Annotated in this window: 12 protein-coding genes and 2 pseudogenes; 12 read left to right on the top strand and 2 right to left on the bottom strand. The window is 68.4% G+C overall.

The window, feature by feature from the left end; genetic code table 11:
• Nucleotides 1-57 precede the first annotated feature (57 nt).
• From CFB46_RS07565 to CFB46_RS07545, 6 genes and pseudogenes are all read left to right on the top strand, one after another.
• Entirely contained in the window at nucleotides 58-4,257 is a 4,200-nt protein-coding gene (locus CFB46_RS07565) for a YhdP family phospholipid transporter (RefSeq protein WP_089499661.1), read from the top strand.
• 62 nt (nucleotides 4,258-4,319) lie between these two features.
• Complete coding sequence (locus CFB46_RS07560; RefSeq protein ID WP_089500368.1) at nucleotides 4,320-5,147, top strand: carbon-nitrogen hydrolase family protein; 828 nt, start codon at nucleotides 4,320-4,322, stop codon at nucleotides 5,145-5,147.
• Nucleotides 5,148-5,232: 85 nt separating this feature from the next.
• A complete protein-coding gene (gene tldD, locus CFB46_RS07555) occupies nucleotides 5,233-6,699 on the top strand; it encodes a metalloprotease TldD (RefSeq protein WP_027783612.1) in 1,467 nt (488 codons plus the stop codon).
• Between the two features lie 4 nt (nucleotides 6,700-6,703).
• Nucleotides 6,704-6,905, top strand: a pseudogene (locus tag CFB46_RS36850) (hypothetical protein).
• A 190-nt stretch (nucleotides 6,906-7,095) separates the two neighbouring features.
• Complete coding sequence (gene aroG, locus CFB46_RS07550) at nucleotides 7,096-8,169, top strand: 3-deoxy-7-phosphoheptulonate synthase AroG (protein ID WP_027783611.1); 1,074 nt, start codon at nucleotides 7,096-7,098, stop codon at nucleotides 8,167-8,169.
• A 9-nt stretch (nucleotides 8,170-8,178) separates the two neighbouring features.
• A pseudogene (locus CFB46_RS07545) lies at nucleotides 8,179-8,292 on the top strand (type II toxin-antitoxin system VapC family toxin); the annotation flags it as partial.
• A gap of 87 nt (nucleotides 8,293-8,379) precedes the next feature.
• On the opposite strand, the gene hmpA reads toward CFB46_RS07545, so the two are convergent.
• Nucleotides 8,380-9,588, bottom strand: a complete 1,209-nt coding sequence (gene hmpA / locus CFB46_RS07540; protein WP_089499660.1) for an NO-inducible flavohemoprotein — start codon at nucleotides 9,586-9,588, stop codon at nucleotides 8,380-8,382.
• Nucleotides 9,589-9,682: 94 nt separating this feature from the next.
• Nucleotides 9,683-10,234, bottom strand: coding sequence for a cob(I)yrinic acid a,c-diamide adenosyltransferase (locus tag CFB46_RS07535; protein WP_027783609.1), 552 nt, complete (start codon nucleotides 10,232-10,234; stop codon nucleotides 9,683-9,685).
• A 136-nt stretch (nucleotides 10,235-10,370) separates the two neighbouring features.
• Between CFB46_RS07535 and CFB46_RS07530 the strand changes: the two genes are divergently transcribed.
• The 6 genes from CFB46_RS07530 (at nucleotide 10,371) to CFB46_RS07505 (ending at nucleotide 18,134) form a co-directional block, all read left to right on the top strand.
• Nucleotides 10,371-11,780, top strand: a complete 1,410-nt coding sequence (locus CFB46_RS07530) for an FAD-binding oxidoreductase (protein WP_027783608.1) — start codon at nucleotides 10,371-10,373, stop codon at nucleotides 11,778-11,780.
• 161 nt (nucleotides 11,781-11,941) lie between these two features.
• Nucleotides 11,942-12,961 (top strand): IS110 family transposase, encoded by a 1,020-nt coding sequence (locus tag CFB46_RS07525; RefSeq protein WP_027781481.1) that lies wholly within the window; start codon nucleotides 11,942-11,944, stop codon nucleotides 12,959-12,961.
• Between the two features lie 286 nt (nucleotides 12,962-13,247).
• Nucleotides 13,248-14,741, top strand: a complete 1,494-nt coding sequence (locus CFB46_RS07520) for an FAD-linked oxidase C-terminal domain-containing protein (protein ID WP_027783607.1) — start codon at nucleotides 13,248-13,250, stop codon at nucleotides 14,739-14,741.
• Between the two features lie 183 nt (nucleotides 14,742-14,924).
• Nucleotides 14,925-16,013: a glycolate oxidase subunit GlcE gene (glcE, locus tag CFB46_RS07515; protein WP_089499659.1), complete on the top strand. Its 1,089-nt coding sequence runs from the start codon at nucleotides 14,925-14,927 to the stop codon at nucleotides 16,011-16,013.
• A gap of 1 nt (nucleotide 16,014) precedes the next feature.
• The gene (gene glcF, locus CFB46_RS07510) at nucleotides 16,015-17,241 is read left to right on the top strand and encodes a glycolate oxidase subunit GlcF (RefSeq protein ID WP_027783605.1); all 1,227 of its coding nucleotides are present in this window, start codon (nucleotides 16,015-16,017) and stop codon (nucleotides 17,239-17,241) included.
• 194 nt (nucleotides 17,242-17,435) lie between these two features.
• Nucleotides 17,436-18,134: a YggS family pyridoxal phosphate-dependent enzyme gene (locus CFB46_RS07505; RefSeq protein ID WP_027783604.1), complete on the top strand. Its 699-nt coding sequence runs from the start codon at nucleotides 17,436-17,438 to the stop codon at nucleotides 18,132-18,134.
• Nucleotides 18,135-18,166 lie beyond the last annotated feature (32 nt).

The raw sequence follows: 18,166 nt of genomic DNA, 5'->3' as shown, positions 1-18,166 counted from the left end.
GTGTGATACATTTCAACGTCAATCTGCAAAACTACCATATCGCCGCCCGTCCGCCGCATGTCCGACCGTCAGGAATCCGCCGTAGCTGCGCCCGAAGCGGGACCTCCGAAGCACGATCATCCGGTCCTGCGTCGCGTGTTCAAGGCGACGCTGGCAGTCGGAATCGGCACCTACTTCGTCGCGTCCGGCGCCTTCCTCGGGCTGCGCTACGTGCTGCTGCCCCGCATCGACGAATACCGCCCGCGCATCGAGCGCGCCGTGTCGGACAAGCTCCACGCGCAGCTTTCGATCGGCAAGCTTTCCCCGAACTGGTCCGGCATGCAGCCGGGCGTCGAACTCACGAACCTGACGATCCGCGGCCGTGACGGCCAGGTCGCGCTGTCGGTGCCGCACGCGACCGCCGCGCTGTCGTGGATGTCGCTGCTGCGGCTGTCGCCCGCGCTGTCGAGCCTGCTCGTCGACCAGCCCGACCTCGTCGTCGCCCGTGCGGCCGACGGTTCGCTGAGCGTCGCGGGCGTCGGCGTGGCCACCACCCACGGCGGCAACGACACGTTCGGCACCTGGCTGCTGAAGCAGGAGGCGATCGTGCTGCGCGGCGGCACGCTGCGCTGGCGCGACGCGCAGCACGACGCACCGGAACTCGTGCTGTCGGGCATCCGGCTCGCGGTGCTCAACGACGGCCGCGTGCACAAGGCCGCGCTGCAGGCGCCCGCGAACGGCACGCTGCTGCTCGGCCCGCTCGATTTCCGCGCGCGCTTCAAGCACAAGCCGCTCGCGCCGATCGGCAAGCCGGCGAACTGGACCGGCGACGCCTACCTGTCGACCGGCCTCGTCGACCTGCAGACGCTCACGCGTTATCTCGACGTGCCGCTCACGATCCACGCGGGCCGGATCGACAACGCGATCTGGGCGACCTTCGGCGACGGCCACCTGCGCTCGGCGGGCGGCGACCTGCAAGGCGCCGACGTCGCGCTGCGCGTGCGCCCGACGCAGCCGCGGCTCGACGTGCCGACGGTCGGCTTCGGCTGGGACATGGTGCTCGATGCGGGCCACGACTACACGCTGCACCTGACGCACTTCAATGCGGAGCTCGGCCAGCCGCCGCTGCCGGACGGCACGCCGCTCGCCCGCTCGCTCGCGCTGTCGACGCTGACGGCGCGCTACCGCGTGCCGACCGCGAACCAGGGGCAACTGCTCAGCGTGGTCGGCGACCGCGTCGATCTCGGCATCCTCAGCGAATTCATCCGCGGGCTGCCGCTGCCGGCACGCCTGCGCAACGAGCTGATCAAGATCGACCCGCGCGGGATGGTGTCCAACTATCACATCGAGGTCGAGCGCGCGAAACCCGCGCACGCCGATCTCGCCGACGAGGAGCGGCGCATGGGCGCCGCGCCGATCGTCCGCTACCGCTTCCTCGGCGATCTGCAAGGCATCAGCTTCGCCGCGCAGGAGCCGCCGCCCGGGCTCTCGCCGCGCGGCCACCCGCGCGCCGGCTGGCCGGGCGTCGAGAACCTGTGGGGCCGCGTCGATGCGAACGAGACGGGCGGCGCCGCGCATATCGACACGGTCAACGCGGCCGTCACCGTGCCCGGCGAATTCGACGAGCCGCGCCTGACGTTCGACCGGCTGCGCGGCAATGCCAAATGGACGATCACGCCCGCGCCCGGCGACAAGCACGCGCGCGTCGACGTATCGCTGCCCGACCTGTTCGTGTCGAACCCCGATGCCGAAATCGCGGTGTCGGGCTCGTACACGAACCCAGGCCACGGCCGCGGCGCGCTCGACCTGCGCGCCGATTTCGCGCGCGCGTCGGTCGCGCGCATTCCGCGCTACCTGCCGACCGGGATGTCCGAACACCTGCGCGACTATCTCGGCCACGCGCTGCAGGACGGCAAGGTGTCCAAGGGCGCGTCGATCGTCGCGCGCGGCCCGCTCGAGAAATTCCCGTTCGAACACGAGCCGGACGCCGGCGTGTTCCACATCGTCGCGCCGTTCACCGGCGGCCGCTTCGAGCCGACGCCGTACCCGCCGCGCAAGCTCGCGAACGGCACGCCGAGCGTCTGGCCCGCGCTCGACGGGATCGACGGCGTGTTCGAGCTCGCGCAGAACAAGCTGCGCTTCGACATCGCGCGCGCGCACTACAAGCGCGTCGTGCTGACGAAGGTCGCGGGCCGCATCGACGATCTCGGCAATCCGTCGCACTCGCCGCTGATCATCGACGGCCATGCCCAGGGCCCGCTCGCCGACCTGATCGACTACGCGGACAACAGCTCGCTCGGCACGATGAGCAACCACATCGGCCAGCGGATCGATGCGCAGGGCCCCGCGTCGCTCGCGCTCAAGATCACGATTCCGCAGCACGTCCCCCATCCGCACACGCACATCGAAGGCGCGCTCGCGTTCGGCGGCAACACGCTGTCGACCCGCGGCGTGCCGCCGCTGTCGGCCCTGCGCGGCAGCGTCCGCTTCACCGAGGCCGGCGCGTCGCTGCACGCGCTGTCGGGACGCTTCCTCGGCGGCCCGGTGCGCGCAAACGGCAACTTCCAGTCGCACGGCCCGTACGCGGTGGACGTCGACGGCCGGCTCGCGCTCGACGCCGCGCGCGGCCTGAACCTGCACGGCGCGGCCGCCGCGCTGCTCGAGCATGTGGTCGGCGACGCGCCGTACAAGGTCGCCGTGCGCGGCGCGCCGGGCCGCCTGCCCGACGTCAGCGCGCAATCCGACCTGACCGGCGTGGCGCTGAACTTCCCGGCGCCGTTCGCGAAACCGGCCGGCACGCCGATGCCGTTCCGCTTCACGCTGCAGCCGGCGCCGCAGGCGGACGGCAAACGCCTCGAACACGCCGACCTGACGCTCGGCCCGGTGACCGCGACCTACCTGCTCGATGCGACGCGCGGCCAGCCGCTGCGCGCGGTACGCGGCGCGATGGGCATCCACCGGATGCCCGACATGCCGCAGGACGGCGTGAGCGCGGCCGTCGACGTCGGCGAACTTGATGCCGACGCGTGGCTCGCCCTCGCCCGCACGCTGCAGCCCGACACGCCGCGTGCACCGGCGCCGCAGGCCGCGCCGCGCGTCGATTTCGCGAGCTTCGCGCCGAAGCGTTTCGCGTTCCACTTCGGCACGCTGAAGCTGCTCAAGCGCAACTGGGAGAACGTGATCGTCGGTGCGTCGCACGTCGACGACCTCTGGCAGGCGAACATCGCGTCGAACCAGGTCTCGGGCTACCTGTCGTGGGCGCCGGGCGGCGGCCACAACGGCGCGGGCGTGCTCAACGCGCGGCTCGCGAAGCTCGTCGTGCCGCAGAGCTCGCAACACGATCTCGTCGGCCGCGCGATGAACCTGCCGACGCCGACCGACCGCCCGATACCGTCGATCGACCTGATCGTCGACCAGGTCGTCGCGCGCGATCACGACATCGGCCGGCTCGTCGTCAACGCGCGCAACATCGACGAAGACGGCACGCCCGTGTGGCAGCTCGACAAGCTGGAACTGTCGAACCCGGCCGCGAAGCTCACGGCGACCGGCAACTGGCGCACGTCGCGCCATGCGCTCGCCCGTGGCGCCGGCGAAAACGACGCGCCGCGCCGCACCGTGTTCGACTTCAAGCTCGACATCGACAACGCGGGCGCGCTGCTCGACCGCGTCGGCCTGCCGCGCACGCTCTCCGGGGGTCACGGCTCGGTCACGGGCAAGGTCGGCTGGCGCGGCGGCCCGACCGCGCTCGACTTCCCGTCGCTCGGTGGCCAGGTCGCGGTCGACCTCGAACACGGGCAGATCCTGAAGGTCGATCCGGGCGCGGCGAAACTGCTCGGCGTGCTGAGCCTGCAGAGCCTCGCGCGCTTCCTGACGCTGAACTTCCGCGACGTGGTCGGCAAGGGGCTGCCGTTCGACAAGATCACCGGTACCGGCCGGATTTCGAACGGGATCGCGCGCACCGACGACTTCTCGATGATGACGGGCCCCGCGAACGTCACCGTGCGCGGCGCGGTCGATCTCGGCGCCGAGACGCAGGATCTGCATGCGCACGTCGCGCCGAAAATCAGCGCGGGCGCAGCCGCGATCGGGGCGGCCATCATCAACCCGCTGCTCGGCGTCGGCGTGCTGGCCGCGAACTACGCGCTGTCCGAGACGCTGTCGCGCGCGTTCGCGCTCGACTACGCGATCACCGGCTCGTGGGCGCACCCGCACATCGAGCGGGTGCGCGGCGATCAGGGTAAGATGAATCACGGTCCGGCCGATGCGGCGAGCCATTGAGCGCGCATCGAACCGCGAAGGGCGCCGGGCCGCACCCCATTTATGACGCAACCGATTCCGCGATGACCGACCACGCCCGTTCCGCCACGCCCTTCCGGGTCGCCGCGCTGCAGATGGTGAGCACGCCGGACGTCACACGCAATCTGGCCGAAGCACGCCGCCTGATCGCGGAAGCCGCCGGCGAAGGCGCGCAGCTCGTGCTGCTGCCGGAGTATTTCTGCTTCATGGGTCACCGCGACACCGACAAGCTCGCGCTCGCCGAACCGTACCGGGACGGCCCGATCCAGCAGTTCCTCGCCGACGCCGCGCGCCGCCACGGCATCTGGGTGATCGGCGGCACGCTGCCGCTGAAGGCGCCGGAACCCGATCGCGTGCTGAACACCACGCTCGTGTTCGATCCGGCCGGCAACGAAGCCGCGCGCTATGACAAGATCCACCTGTTCAACTTCGAGAAAGGCGACGAATCGTTCGACGAGGCGCGCACGATCCGCGCGGGCGACACGGTCGTCGCGTTCGACGCGCCGTTCGGGCAGGTCGGCCTGTCGGTCTGTTACGATCTCCGCTTTCCGGAGCTGTACCGCCGCATGGGCGACTGCGCGCTGATGGTCGTGCCGTCGGCGTTTACGTATACGACGGGCCGCGCGCACTGGGAAACGCTGCTGCGCGCGCGGGCCGTCGAGAACCAGTGCTACGTGCTCGCGGCCGCGCAAGGCGGCAAGCACGAGAACGGCCGGCGCACGTGGGGCCACAGCATGCTGATCGACCCGTGGGGCGAAACCGTCGCGGTGCGCGACGAGGGCGCCAGCGTCGTGCTCGGCACGATCGATCCGCAGCGCATCGCCGACGTACGCCAGAGCCTGCCCGCGTGGCGGCACCGCGTGCTGACCTGAATCCGCCGCACCGCTTGAAACGCCGCGCGGCCCAACCGTCTGCCCGGCAGCACCCGACAACTTTTTGAGAACTCCCGATATCCGCATGAACATCATCGAACCCGGCATCCGCAACCTCGCGCTGGCGAAGGACATCCTGCTCACGCCGTACGGCCTCGACGAAAGCCTGCTCACGCGCACGATCGCCGACATCTTCACGCATCGCGTCGACTACGCGGACCTGTACTTCCAGGCGACGCGCAGCGAAGCGTGGAGCCTCGAGGAAGGCATCGTCAAATCGGGCAGCTTCAGCATCGACCAGGGCGTCGGCGTGCGCGCGGTCGCGGGCGACCGCACCGCGTTCGCGTATTCGGACGACCTGTCGCCCGAAGCGATCGCGCAAGCCGCCGCCGCGACCAAGGCGATCGCGGCGGCCGGCGGCGGCCGCCAGAAGATCAAGGCAGCCACGTCGCTGACGGGCATCTCGGGCCGCGACCTGTACCTGCCGTCCGACCCGCTCGCGTCGCTCGACGCGACGGCCAAGGTCAAGCTGCTCGAACGCATCGAGCAGATGGCGCGCGGGCGCGACCCGCGCGTCACGCAGGTGATGGCCGGGCTCGCCGGCGAATACGACGTCGTGCTGGTCGCGCGCAGCGACGGCGCGCTCGCGGCCGACATCCGGCCGCTCGTGCGCGTGTCGGTCACGGTGATCGCCGAACAGAACGGCCGCCGCGAGATCGGCTCGGGCGGCGGCGGCGGCCGCTTCGACTACGGCTACTTCACCGACGAAATCCTGTCGCGCTATGTCGACGACGCCGTGCACGCGGCGCTCGTCAATCTCGATGCACGCCCCGCGCCGGCCGGCGCGATGACGGTCGTGCTCGGGCCGGGCTGGCCGGGCGTGCTGCTGCACGAGGCGATCGGCCACGGTCTCGAAGGCGACTTCAACCGCAAGGGCTCGTCCGCGTTCGCGGGCCGGATCGGCGAGCAGGTCGCCGCGAAGGGCGTGACCGTCGTCGACGACGGCACGCTGCCGAACCGCCGCGGCTCGCTGAACATCGACGACGAAGGCAACCCGACGCAGTGCACGACGCTGATCGAGGACGGCATCCTGAAGGGCTACATCCAGGACACGCTGAACGCGCGGCTGATGAAGATGCCGGTCACGGGCAACGCGCGGCGCGAGTCGTACGCGGCGCTGCCGATGCCGCGCATGACGAACACCTACATGCTGAACGGCGACAAGGATCCGCAGGAAATCATCGCGTCGGTGAAGAACGGCCTGTACGCGGTGAATTTCGGCGGCGGCCAGGTCGACATCACGAACGGCAAGTTCGTGTTCTCGGCATCCGAGGCGTACATGATCGAGAACGGCAAGGTCACCTACCCGGTGAAGGGCGCGACGCTGATCGGCAGCGGCCCGGAATCGCTGAAGTACGTGAGCATGATCGGCAACGACATGTCGCTCGACACGGGCGTCGGCGTGTGCGGCAAGGAAGGCCAGAGCGTGCCGGTCGGCGTCGGCCAGCCGACCCTGCGGATCGACAAGATGACGGTCGGCGGTACGGCATAACCGCATCGCGGCGCAGACAATCCGCGCATTTTTATGAAAACGCGCGGATTATCCGCATTTTCAACGGTTCCCGGTTGCCAGCCGCCCGGGGACCGGGTATAAATTCCGAATCAACTTTTTTGACGAGCCGAATTTCCGTCATGTCCGCCAAGTTTTACTTTTACTTTTTTTGGTATCTCAGACCGCTGGCGGATCGAGAGGGTTGATGGCGCGTAAAGCGCAACCGAAATTCCCGAAAAAACCGCCGGCGAACCCGGCGGTTTTTTTTCGCCCTTCGCCAGCCGGTCGCCGCCGCAGCGGTCCCGCGGCCCGGCCGGCACCCTGAATTGCCTGCATCGATGAATCTGCCGCACACGCACTGACCGAACGGCGCCCGCAAAAATTAGGAGAAACAGCATGCCCCCGCACAACACCGACGACGTCCGCATTCGCGAACTCAAGGAACTGACGCCGCCCGCCCACCTGATCCGCGAATTCGCGTGCTCCGAAGCCGCGTCCGAGCTGATCTACCACTCGCGCCAGTCGATGCACCGCATCCTGCACGGGATGGACGACCGGCTGATCGTCGTGATCGGGCCGTGCTCGATCCACGACACGAAGGCGGCGATCGAATACGCGGGCCGGCTCGTGAAGGAGCGCGAGCGCTTCAACGGCGAACTGGAAATCGTGATGCGCGTGTATTTCGAGAAGCCGCGCACGACGGTCGGCTGGAAGGGGCTCATCAACGATCCGCACCTCGACAACAGCTTCAAGATCAACGAAGGGCTGCGCACCGCGCGCGAGCTGCTGCTGCAGATCAACGAAATGGGGCTGCCGGCCGCGACCGAATACCTCGACATGATCAGCCCGCAGTACATCGCCGACCTGATCTCGTGGGGCGCGATCGGCGCGCGCACGACGGAGTCGCAGGTGCACCGCGAGCTCGCGTCGGGGCTGTCGTGCCCGGTCGGCTTCAAGAACGGCACCGACGGCAACGTGAAGATCGCGGTCGACGCGATCAAGGCCGCGTCGCAGCCGCACCATTTCCTGTCGGTGACGAAGGGCGGCCATTCGGCGATCGTGTCGACGGCCGGCAACGAGGACTGCCACGTGATCCTGCGCGGCGGCAAGGCGCCGAACTACGACGCGGACAGCGTGAACGCCGCCTGCGCCGACATCGGCAAGGCCGGCCTCGCCGCGCGCCTGATGATCGACGCGAGCCACGCGAACAGCTCGAAGAAGCACGAGAACCAGATCCCCGTGTGTGCCGACATCGGCCGCCAGATCGCGGCCGGCGACGAACGCATCGTCGGCGTGATGATCGAGTCGCACCTCGTCGAGGGCCGCCAGGACCTGAAGGAAGGCTGCGCGCTGACCTACGGCCAGAGCATCACCGATGCGTGCATCGCGTGGGACGACAGCGTGAAGGTGCTCGAAGGCCTCGCGGAGTCGGTCAAGGCACGCCGCGTCGCGCGCGGCAGCGGCAACTGACGGACGCAAGCAGGCTCGTTCGATCGCGTGATGGTTGCCCAGGCGCTTCACGAGGGCATGCCGCTCGTCAGTGCCGACCCAAAAGTATGGCGCTATCACGCGACGCTGATGCTGCGCGCGTGACGCCATCTGCATGACACCGCACGCGACAAAATCGAAGCCCGGCTCGCGCCGGGCTTTTTTATCGGCCGGAAACCCGCCGTGCGCGCATTACTCGAGCGCACCCGACCCGAAGATCTCGGTGTTCACGCGTTCCGGCGCGACGCCGAGCGCGACGAGCGCGTCTCGCTGCGCCTTCATGAACGCGATCGGGCCGCAGATGTAGTAATCGGCGTTCGGCACCAGCGCGTACTGCTGCACGCGTTCCGGCGTGAGGCGCCCTTCGAGGTCGTGGTCGATGCCGGCGCGATCGTTCGGGCCGACCAGTTCGTACAGCACCGTGCGCTTGACGTTCGCGTGCTCGCCGACGGTATCGTTCAGCCAGTCGCGGAACGCGTGCACCGCGCCCGAACGGCATGCGTGGAGGAACCGCACGTCGCGCTTGCTGCCCTCGGCGATCAGCGTGGACGCCATCGACATCATCGGCGTGATGCCGACCCCGCCCGAGATCAGCACGACCGGCGTATCGGCATCCCGCTTCAGCGAAAAGTCGCCCATCGGCGCGGTCACTTCGACGATCGCACCCTCTTCTACCCCGTCGTGCATCAGCGTCGACACCTTGCCGGCCGGGATCGCCTCCGCCTTGCCGGCCTCGCGCTTCACCGAGATGCGCAGCCACTTGCCGTGCGGCGCATCGGACAGGCTGTACTGGCGCGGCTGGTCGACGCCGAGATCGCCGACGAAGCGCTTCACCGTGATGTACTGGCCCGGATCGAACGTCGGCGCCTCGCCGCCGTCCGCGGGCGTCAGGTAGAACGACGTGATCTCGTCGCTTTCACGCACCTTGCGCGCGACCTTGAACGGGCGGAAGCCGCTCCACGCGGCGTTCGCGTACAGGTCGGCCTCGGCGCCGATCATGATCTGCGCGAGCTGACCGTAAGCGACGCGCCACGCTTCGAGCGTGTCGGCATCGACCGCGTCGCCGAGCACTTCGACGATCGACGCGAGCAGGTTCTCGCCGACGATCGGGTAATGCTCGGGGCGGATGTTCAGGCTCGCGTGCTTGTGCGAGATGCGCGACACCGCGCCGCCCAGCGCACCGAGGTTGTCGATGTTCGCCGCATACGCATAGACGGCCTTCGCGAGCGTCTCGGGCTGGCTGCCGGTCTTCTGGTGCGTCTGGTTGAACAGGTTCTTCAGTTCCGGATGACGCGCGAACATGCGCTGATAGAAATGCTTCGTGATCGTCGCGCCGTGCTCGGCGAGGACGGGGGCGGTGGCCTTCACACGGGCCATCTGGTCAGCGGTGATGTGGGTCATGTTCGTTCTCCGTTAAACATGCACATACAATACATGTTTAAAAACAGGCGCCCCTCGGGCAAATTGTCGCAGTGCGCAAAAACGCGACGGCAGGCTAGCGGACGCGCCCGCGCTCCCACAGCACGTCGGCGCCGCCGCCGGCGCGGTTCAGCACGCGCGCCAGCACGAACAGCAGGTCGGACAGCCGGTTCACGTACCGCCGCGGTGCATCATTGAGTGTGTCGCCGCGCCCGAGCGCGACGATCGAGCGCTCCGCGCGGCGGCACACGGTTCGGCAGACGTGCGCGAGCGATGCGGCGCGCGAGCCGGCCGGCAGGATGAATTCCTTCAGCGGCGGCAGCGTCGCGTTGTAGTCGGCGAGCCACTGGTCGAGGCGCGCGAGGTGCGTATCGTCGAGCACCGTGTGGCCGGGAATGCACAGCTCGCCGCCGAGATCGAACAGGTCGTGCTGGATCGTGACGAGCGCCGTGCGCACGTCGTCCGGCAACGCCTCGGCCAGCAGCACGCCGAGATTCGAGTTCAGTTCGTCGACGTCGCCGATCGCGGCGATCCGCGCGTCGTCCTTGCCGATGCGCCGCCCGTCGCCCAGCCCGGTGGTACCGTCGTCGCCCGTGCGCGTCGCGATCTTGCTCAAGCGGTTGCCCATGCGAATGTCCTCTCGTGCGCGGCCGCCACGCGGCCCGGTTGGCTGGAACGCGATTATCGCAGCCCGCGGCGGGAGGCGCAGCGAACGTTACAGCGTAGAATGAGCCGACAGTATGACAAGCAGTCAGGAGACATTCGTGAACCACCCTGCCCCGCCGGCCGCCACGCGCCGCCCGCTGCCCCCCGCCATGCTCGATGCGCTGCGCGCCGCTTTCGGCGAGCGCGTATCGACCGCCGACGCGGTTCGCGCCCATCACGGCCGCGACGAATCCCCGTTCGATCCGCAACTGCCCGACGCCGTCGTGTTCGCGCACAGCACCGACGACGTGCGCGAAGTCGTGTCGCTGTGCTCGCTCTACAGCGTGCCGCTGATCCCGTACGGCGCCGGCTCGTCGCTCGAAGGCCACCTGCTCGCGGTGCGCGGCGGCGTGTCGCTCGACCTGTCGGAAATGAACCGTGTGCTGTCGATCAACGCCGAAGACCTGACCGTGACGGTCGAGCCGGGCATCACGCGCAAGGCGCTCAACGAGGCGCTGCGCGACACCGGCCTGTTCTTCCCGATCGATCCGGGCGCCGACGCCAGCATCGGCGGGATGACCGCGACCCGCGCGTCGGGCACCAACGCCGTGCGCTACGGCACGATGCGCGAGAACGTGCTCGGCCTGAGCGCGGTGCTCGCGGACGGCCGCGTGGTCAAGACCGGCTCGCGCGCGCGCAAGTCGTCGGCCGGCTACGACCTCACGCGGCTGTTCGTCGGGTCCGAAGGCACGCTCGGCGTGATCACCGAGATCACGCTGCGCCTGCACCCGCTGCCCGAGGCCGTATCGGCCGCGATCTGCACGTTCCCGACGATGGGCGACGCAGTCCGCACGGTGATCGAGACGATCCAGATCGGCGTGCCGATCGCGCGCGTCGAATTCGTCGACGCGCTCGCGGTGCGCTCGATCAACCGTCACTCGAACCTGACGCTGACCGAAGCGCCGACGCTGTTCTTCGAATTCCACGGCACCGACGCCGGCGTGAAGGAGCAGGCCGAACTCGTGCAGGCGCTCGCCGGCCAGAACGCCGGCCAGGGCTTCGAATGGGCGACGCGCCCCGAGGATCGCACGCGGCTCTGGTCCGCGCGCCACAACGCGTACTTCGCGATGCTGCAGTTGAAGCCCGGCTGCCGCGCGGTGACGACCGACGTGTGCGTGCCGATCTCGCAGCTCGCCGCGTGCGTCGAGGAAACCGAGGTCGACCTGCGCGCGTCGTCGCTGCCCTGCCCGATCGTCGGCCACGTCGGCGACGGCAATTTCCACGTCGCGATCCTGATCGATCCCGACAAGCCCGAGGAGCTCGCCGAAGCCGAGCACATCAACGACCGGATCGTCGAGCGCGCGCTGCGCCTGGGCGGCACCTGCACGGGCGAGCACGGCGTCGGGCTGCACAAGATGCGCTTCCTGCCGAAGGAGCACGGCGACAACGCGATCGACACGATGCGCGCGATCAAGCTCGCGCTCGATCCGCGCAACCTGATGAATCCGGGCAAGATTTTCACGTGCTGACACGGCGGCGCGACGGCGCGCCCCACGCAGGAGAATTGAAATGAACGCGTCCCACCCGGAGCCGTGAGAGCAGAAAGAAGGGGTGGATCCTCACGGGCCGACGGCATCAAAGTGCCCAGGTGGAAAATGCATGCATTTCCCGGCAACCGGAGGATTCCACGATGAATAGTATGACCGTGGGCGTAGATATCGCCAAGCAGGTTTTCCAGGTGCATTACGTCGATCAGGCAACTGGAGAAATCGTGAACAAACCGATCAAACGGGCGAAGTTTCTCGAGTACTTCGCGAACCGTGTGCGATGCCTGATCGGGATGGAAGCGTGCGGCGGTGCGCACCACTGGGCTCGACAACTAAGGCAAATGGGTCACGAGGTCAGGCTGATGCCAGCGGAGTTCGTGAAGGCATTCAACATCCGCAACAAGAACGATGCAGCGGATGCGCGAGCGATCTGGCTTGCGGTGCAGCAGCCGGGCCGGCCAGTGGCGGTGAAGACGGAAATGCAGCAGGCGATGCTGGCGCTGCACCGGATGCGCGAGCAGTTGGTGAAGTTCCGCACGATGCAGAGCAACGGATTGCGTGGGCTGATGACGGAGTACGGCGAGGTGATGAGCCGTGGCCGGGCGAAGCTGGACCAGGAAATACCCATCGCGCTTGACCGGCTCGAGCAGCGCCTGCCGGCAGCGCTGATCGATACGTTGCGTGAACAGTGGAACGGGTTGGCGAGGCTCGACGAGCAGATTGCCGAGATCGAACGTCGGATGCGCGAATGGAAGAAGGAAGACAAGGCCGTTGCGGCGATCAGCGAGATACCCGGCGTGGGCTTGCTGACGTCGACGGCGGCAGTGGCGATGATGGGCGACGCGAAGGCGTTTCGCTCAGGACGCGAATTCGCCGCGTGGGCAGGTTTGGTACCGAAGCAGACGGGCTCGGGCGGCAAGGTGAACTTGCACGGCATCAGCAAGAGGGGCGACACCTATCTGCGCACGCTGTTGATTCACGGCGCGCGAAGCGTGTTGAACCATGCGAAAGAGCCGGGCCCATGGGTCGAGCAGATGAAGAAGCGGCGGCCAGCAAATGTAGTGATCGTGGCACTGGCCAACAAGATGGCACGGACGATCTGGGCGGTACTGGCCCATGAGCGGCCGTACCGGAAGGACTACGTGAGCGTGAAGCCAGCCTGAAATCGGCCACGCGAGGTAGAAAATCAACGTTTAACACAGGGTGAACGTCGAAAGGTTGCGCAGGAATCGAGTGTGATGACAAGCCAGGTAGGACCGGGACTCGCTAAACCTGTATGAGGTGACGGGCTTCGAGCTCGCCAGGAGAATGAGGCGCGAGTCAGCGAATTTCATAGGGGCCCGCAGCGGCTGCACCAGCTGCATCAAGGCCGGATATAGAGCTGCAGCCCATCCTGTCCGTCGAAACACGAGAAAACTGTTGCAAACGGGACGCGTTCATATAGACCTCATGAACGCTCCCGTCGAACTGTCGAGCGCCGCACGCGCGCAGCGCCAGCGCGAAGTGGTGCAGGCGCTGATGGCCGTGCTGCCGACGCACTGCCTGCTGTACCGCGACGAGGACACGGCGCCGTACGAATGCGACGGCCTGTCCGCGTACCGCCGGCTACCGCTCGCGGTCGCATTGCCCGAGACGGAGTCGCAGGTGCAGCGGGTCGTGCAGATCTGCCGCCGCATGGAAGTGCCGATCGTGCCGCGCGGCGCCGGCACCAGCCTGTCGGGCGGCGCGCTGCCGATGGCGCTCGGCGTCGTGCTGTCGCTCGCGCGCTTCACGCGCATCGTCGAAGTCGACCCGTACGCGCGCACGGCGACCGTGCAGCCCGGCGTGCGCAACCTCGCTATCTCGGAAGCAGCCGCGCCGTACGGCCTGTATTACGCGCCCGATCCGTCGTCGCAGATCGCCTGCACGATCGGCGGCAACGTCGCGGAAAATTCCGGCGGCGTGCACTGCCTGAAATACGGGCTGACCGTGCACAACGTGATGCGCGTGCGCGCGGTGACGATCGACGGCGAGATCGTCGAATTCGGCTCGCTCGCGCTCGACATGCCGGGCCTCGACCTGCTCGCCGTGATGATCGGCAGCGAAGGGATGTTCGCGATCGTCACCGAGGTCACGGTGCGACTGATCCCGAAGCCGCAGACCGCGCAGCTCGTGATGGCGAGTTTCGACGACGTCGTCAAGGGCGGCGAGGCCGTCGCGGCGATCATCGCGTCGGGCATCATCCCGGCCGGGCTCGAGATGATGGACAAGCCGGCCACGCAAGCCGTCGAGGCCTTCACGCACGCGGGCTACGACCTCGATGCGAAGGCGATCCTGCTGTGCGAATCGGACGGCACGCCCGAAGAAGTCGCCGAGGAAATCGTGCGGATGACGGCTGTCCTGCGCGAACACGGCGCGACGCGCATCCAGGTGTCGCGCAACGAAAGCGAGCGGCTGCGCTTCTGGTCCGGCCGCAAGAACGCGTTCCCGGCCGCCGGTCGCATTTCCGCCGATTACTACTGCATGGACGGCACCGTGCCGCGCCGCGCGATCGGCCCGCTGCTCGCGCGCATCGAGCAGCTCGAAACGCGCTACGGGCTGCGCTGCATCAACGTGTTCCATGCGGGCGACGGCAACATGCATCCGTTGATCCTGTACAACGCGAACGATCCGGACGAGCTGCACCGCGCCGAGCAGTTCGGCGCGGAAATCCTCGAATGCTGCGTGGAATTCGGCGGCAGCGTGACGGGCGAGCACGGTGTCGGTATCGAAAAACTCAATTCGATGTGCGTGCAGTTCTCGCCGCAGGAGCGCGATGCGTTCTTCGCGGTCAAGCGCGCATTCGATCCGGCCGGGCTGCTGAACCCGGACAAGGGCATCCCGACCCGCGCGCGCTGCGCCGAATACGGGCGCCAGCACGTGCGCGGCGGGCTGCTGCCGCACCCCGATCTGCCGCGCTTCTGAGCGGCGCGCGGGTCGCGGCCCGCACCGCCGGCCGCGGTGCGGGGGGCCGCCGTGCCCGCGCGGCACGTTCGCGTGCCGGCCCGGGCAGGCCGGATGCGAGACGGGGCTTAGGGATAGTCGCGATGTGCAATCGCGCCACCCCGGTACAATCGACCGGACAACGAGACGAGAAAGCAACAGAACATGGAAGAGGACGACATCGTCGCCGGATGGGCCGAGCGCATCCGCGCCGCCAGTGCCGACGGCCGGCCGCTGCGGATTCGCGGCGGCGGCACCAAGGACTGGTACGGCCAGGCGCTCGAGGGCGAAATACTCGACACGCGCGCGTTTCAGGGCGTCGTGTCGTACGACCCGGCCGAACTCGTCGTCACGGTCCGCGCGGGCACGCCGCTCGCGCAGCTTGAAACCGTCCTCGCCGAGTGCGGCCAGATGCTGCCGTTCGAGCCGCCGCACTTCGGCCGTTCGGCCACCGTCGGCGGCTGCGTCGCGGCCGGCCTCGCGGGCCCGCGCCGCGCCGCCTGCGGCGCACCGCGCGATTTCGTGCTCGGCACGACGCTGATGAACGGTCGCGGCGAAAGGCTGCGCTTCGGCGGCCAGGTCGTGAAGAACGTCGCCGGCTACGACGTGTCGCGGCTGATGGCCGGTGCGCTCGGCACGCTGGGGCTGATGCTCGACCTGTCGATCAAGGTGCTGCCGATGCCGGTCGCCGAAGTCACGCTGAAGTTCGAGATGACCGCCACCGACGCGGTGCGCAAGCTCAACGAATGGGGCGGCCATCCGCTGCCGGTCAGCGCGAGCGCGTGGCGCAACGGCACCCTCGTGCTGCGCCTGTCGGGCGCGGAAGCCGCCGTGAAATCCGCGAAAACGCTGCTCGGCGGCGAAGTCGTCGACGCGGTCGAGGCCGAGCGCTTCTGGTCCGGCCTGCGCGAGCATACCGATCCGTTCTTCAACGGCATCCCGCCCGGCTACGCGCTGTGGCGCCTGTCGCTGCCGTCGATCACCGAACCGATGCACCTGCCCGGCACCCAGTTGATGGAATGGGGCGGCGCGCAGCGCTGGTGGATCACCGACGCCGACGCGCAAACCGTGCGCATGAGCGCGAAGCAGGCCGGCGGCCATGCGACGCTGTTTCGCGCGGGCGACACCTACGACCGCAGCGCGGGCGTGTTCACGCCGCTGCCCGCGCCGATGATGAAGATCCACCGCGGGCTGAAGAGCGCGTTCGATCCCGCGCGCATCTTCAATCGCGGCCGGCTCTACCCGGATCTCTGAGATGCAAACGAACCTCGCCGATTTCATCCGCAATACGCCCGACGGCGACGAGGCCGACGCGATCCTGCGCAAGTGCGTGCACTGCGGGTTCTGCACCGCGACCTGCCCGACCTATCAACTGCTCGGCGACGAACTCGACGGCCCGCGCGGGCGCATCTACCTGATCAAGCAGATGGTCGAGGGCGCACCCGTCACGCGCAGCACGCAACAGCATCTCGACCGCTGCCTCACCTGCCGCAGCTGCGAGACGACCTGCCCGTCCGGCGTCCAGTATGGCCGACTCGTCGAAATCGGCCGCAAGCACGTGGAGGCGCAGGTGGAGCGCCCCGCGCAGCAGCGGCTCATGCGCCGCGTGCTCGCGAGCGTCGTGCCGAACGCCGCGCTGTTCTCGCCGGTGATGCGGCTCGGCCAGCACGTGCGGCCGCTGCTGCCGAAGCGGCTGCGCGACAAGGTGCCGCCGCGCACGCGGCTGCTCGAATGGCCGCACCGCACGCATACGCGCAAGATGCTGATGCTCGGCGGCTGCGTGCAGCCGTCGATGCTGCCGAACATCAACATCGCGACCGCGCGCGTGCTCGACGCGCTCGGCATCGAGACGGTCGTCTCGCCCGACGCGGGCTGCTGCGGCGCGATCCGCCTGCACCTGAACTATCACGACGAAGCGCTCGACGACGCGCGCCGCAACATCGACGCGTGGTGGCCCCACGTCGAACAGGGCGCCGAGGCGATCGTGATGAATGCATCGGGCTGCGGCGCGACGGTGCTCGAATACGCGCACCTGCTGCGCGACGATCCGGCCTACGCGGAGAAAGCGCAGCGCATCGTGTCGATGACGCGCGACATCTCCGACGTGCTGCTCGCGTTCGAGGCCGAACTCGCGACGATCGCCCGGCGCCGCGCGATCCATACGGTCGCGTACCACCCGCCGTGCACGCTGCAGCACGGGCAACAGTCGCGCGGCAAGGTCGAGCGCCTGCTCGAGACGCTCGGCATCGACGTGCGGCTGCCGGCCGACAGCCATCTGTGCTGCGGCTCGGCCGGCACCTACTCGCTGACGCAGCCGTCGCTGTCGTACCGGTTGCGCAAGCAGAAGCTGCTGAAGCTGCAGGCGCTCGAACCGCAGATGATCGTATCCGGCAACATCGGCTGCATCGCGCACCTGCAAAGCGGCACGCAGGTGCCGGTCGTCCACTGGGTCCAGCTCGTCGAGCATTTGCTGTACGGCTAGCGCCTGTTCCCGCTAATCACGAGCTTGTGCTGCCCTCCCGGAAGGACCGAGCGCAAGGACGGCGACGAAGCGAATACTCGACGTATTCGCGACGAGCATGACGCGGCGATCGGCCGCGCGGCGTCCGTATAATGAGCGGATCGGTGCGCCGCGGATCGCAGTGCATCGGCTTCATACCCGCTTCCGTGCCCGCCATGTCCGATCTCGCCGCCCGTCTCGACTCCGTTCATCGCCGCATCGCCGACGCCGCCCGCGCGGCCGGCCGCGATCCCGCCACCGTATCGCTGCTCGCCGTGTCGAAGACGTTTCCGGCCGACGACGTGCGCGCCGCGCACGCGGCCGGCCAGCGCGCCTTCGGCGAGAACTACGTGCAGGAGTCGATCGACAAGATCGACGCGCTCGCCGACCTGCGCGCGAGCCTCGAATGGCATTTCATCGGGCCGCTGCAATCGAACAAGACGCGCCCCGTCGCCGAGCGCTTCGACTGGGTCCATTCGGTCGACCGGCTGAAGATCGCCCAGCGCCTGTCGGAACAGCGCCCCGCGCACCTGCCGCCGCTCAACGTGTGCGTGCAGGTGAACATCAGCGGCGAGACGTCGAAGAGCGGCGTCGCGCCGGCCGACGTGGCCGAGGTCGCGCGTGCGGTCGCCGCACTGCCGTCGCTGCGGCTGCGCGGCCTGATGGCGATTCCCGAACCGGCCGGCGACACCGACGCGCAACGCGCGCCGCATCGCGCGCTGCACGCGTTGTTCGACACGTTGCGCGCCGACGGCCTGCCGCTCGACACGCTGTCGATGGGCATGTCCGCCGATCTCGACGCGGCCGTGCTCGAAGGCGCGACGATCGTGCGCGTCGGCACCGCGATCTTCGGCGCGCGCGATTACTCGCGCTGAACGCCGCGCTCCTTTCCGCCTTTCCGTTCACT

The organism is Burkholderia sp. HI2761, assembly GCF_002223355.1.
Lineage (GTDB): Bacteria > Pseudomonadota > Gammaproteobacteria > Burkholderiales > Burkholderiaceae > Burkholderia.
Note: the sequence above shows the minus strand (reverse complement) of the source record. Positions and strands in the feature narration are given on the sequence as shown.

What these genes read in the sequence shown, in the direction of transcription:
- CFB46_RS07535 (WP_027783609.1), bottom strand. Translation starts at nt 10,234, where the DNA reads ATGGGCAACCGCTTGAGCAAGATCGCGACGCGCACGGGCGACGACGGT.
- hmpA (WP_089499660.1), bottom strand. Translation starts at nt 9,588, where the DNA reads ATGACCCACATCACCGCTGACCAGATGGCCCGTGTGAAGGCCACCGCC.
- glcF (WP_027783605.1), top strand. Translation starts at nt 16,015, where the DNA reads ATGCAAACGAACCTCGCCGATTTCATCCGCAATACGCCCGACGGCGAC.
- CFB46_RS07525 (WP_027781481.1), top strand. Translation starts at nt 11,942, where the DNA reads ATGAATAGTATGACCGTGGGCGTAGATATCGCCAAGCAGGTTTTCCAG.
- CFB46_RS07505 (WP_027783604.1), top strand. Translation starts at nt 17,436, where the DNA reads ATGTCCGATCTCGCCGCCCGTCTCGACTCCGTTCATCGCCGCATCGCC.
- CFB46_RS07560 (WP_089500368.1), top strand. Translation starts at nt 4,320, where the DNA reads ATGACCGACCACGCCCGTTCCGCCACGCCCTTCCGGGTCGCCGCGCTG.
- glcE (WP_089499659.1), top strand. Translation starts at nt 14,925, where the DNA reads ATGGAAGAGGACGACATCGTCGCCGGATGGGCCGAGCGCATCCGCGCC.
- tldD (WP_027783612.1), top strand. Translation starts at nt 5,233, where the DNA reads ATGAACATCATCGAACCCGGCATCCGCAACCTCGCGCTGGCGAAGGAC.
- aroG (WP_027783611.1), top strand. Translation starts at nt 7,096, where the DNA reads ATGCCCCCGCACAACACCGACGACGTCCGCATTCGCGAACTCAAGGAA.
- CFB46_RS07520 (WP_027783607.1), top strand. Translation starts at nt 13,248, where the DNA reads ATGAACGCTCCCGTCGAACTGTCGAGCGCCGCACGCGCGCAGCGCCAG.
- CFB46_RS07565 (WP_089499661.1), top strand. Translation starts at nt 58, where the DNA reads ATGTCCGACCGTCAGGAATCCGCCGTAGCTGCGCCCGAAGCGGGACCT.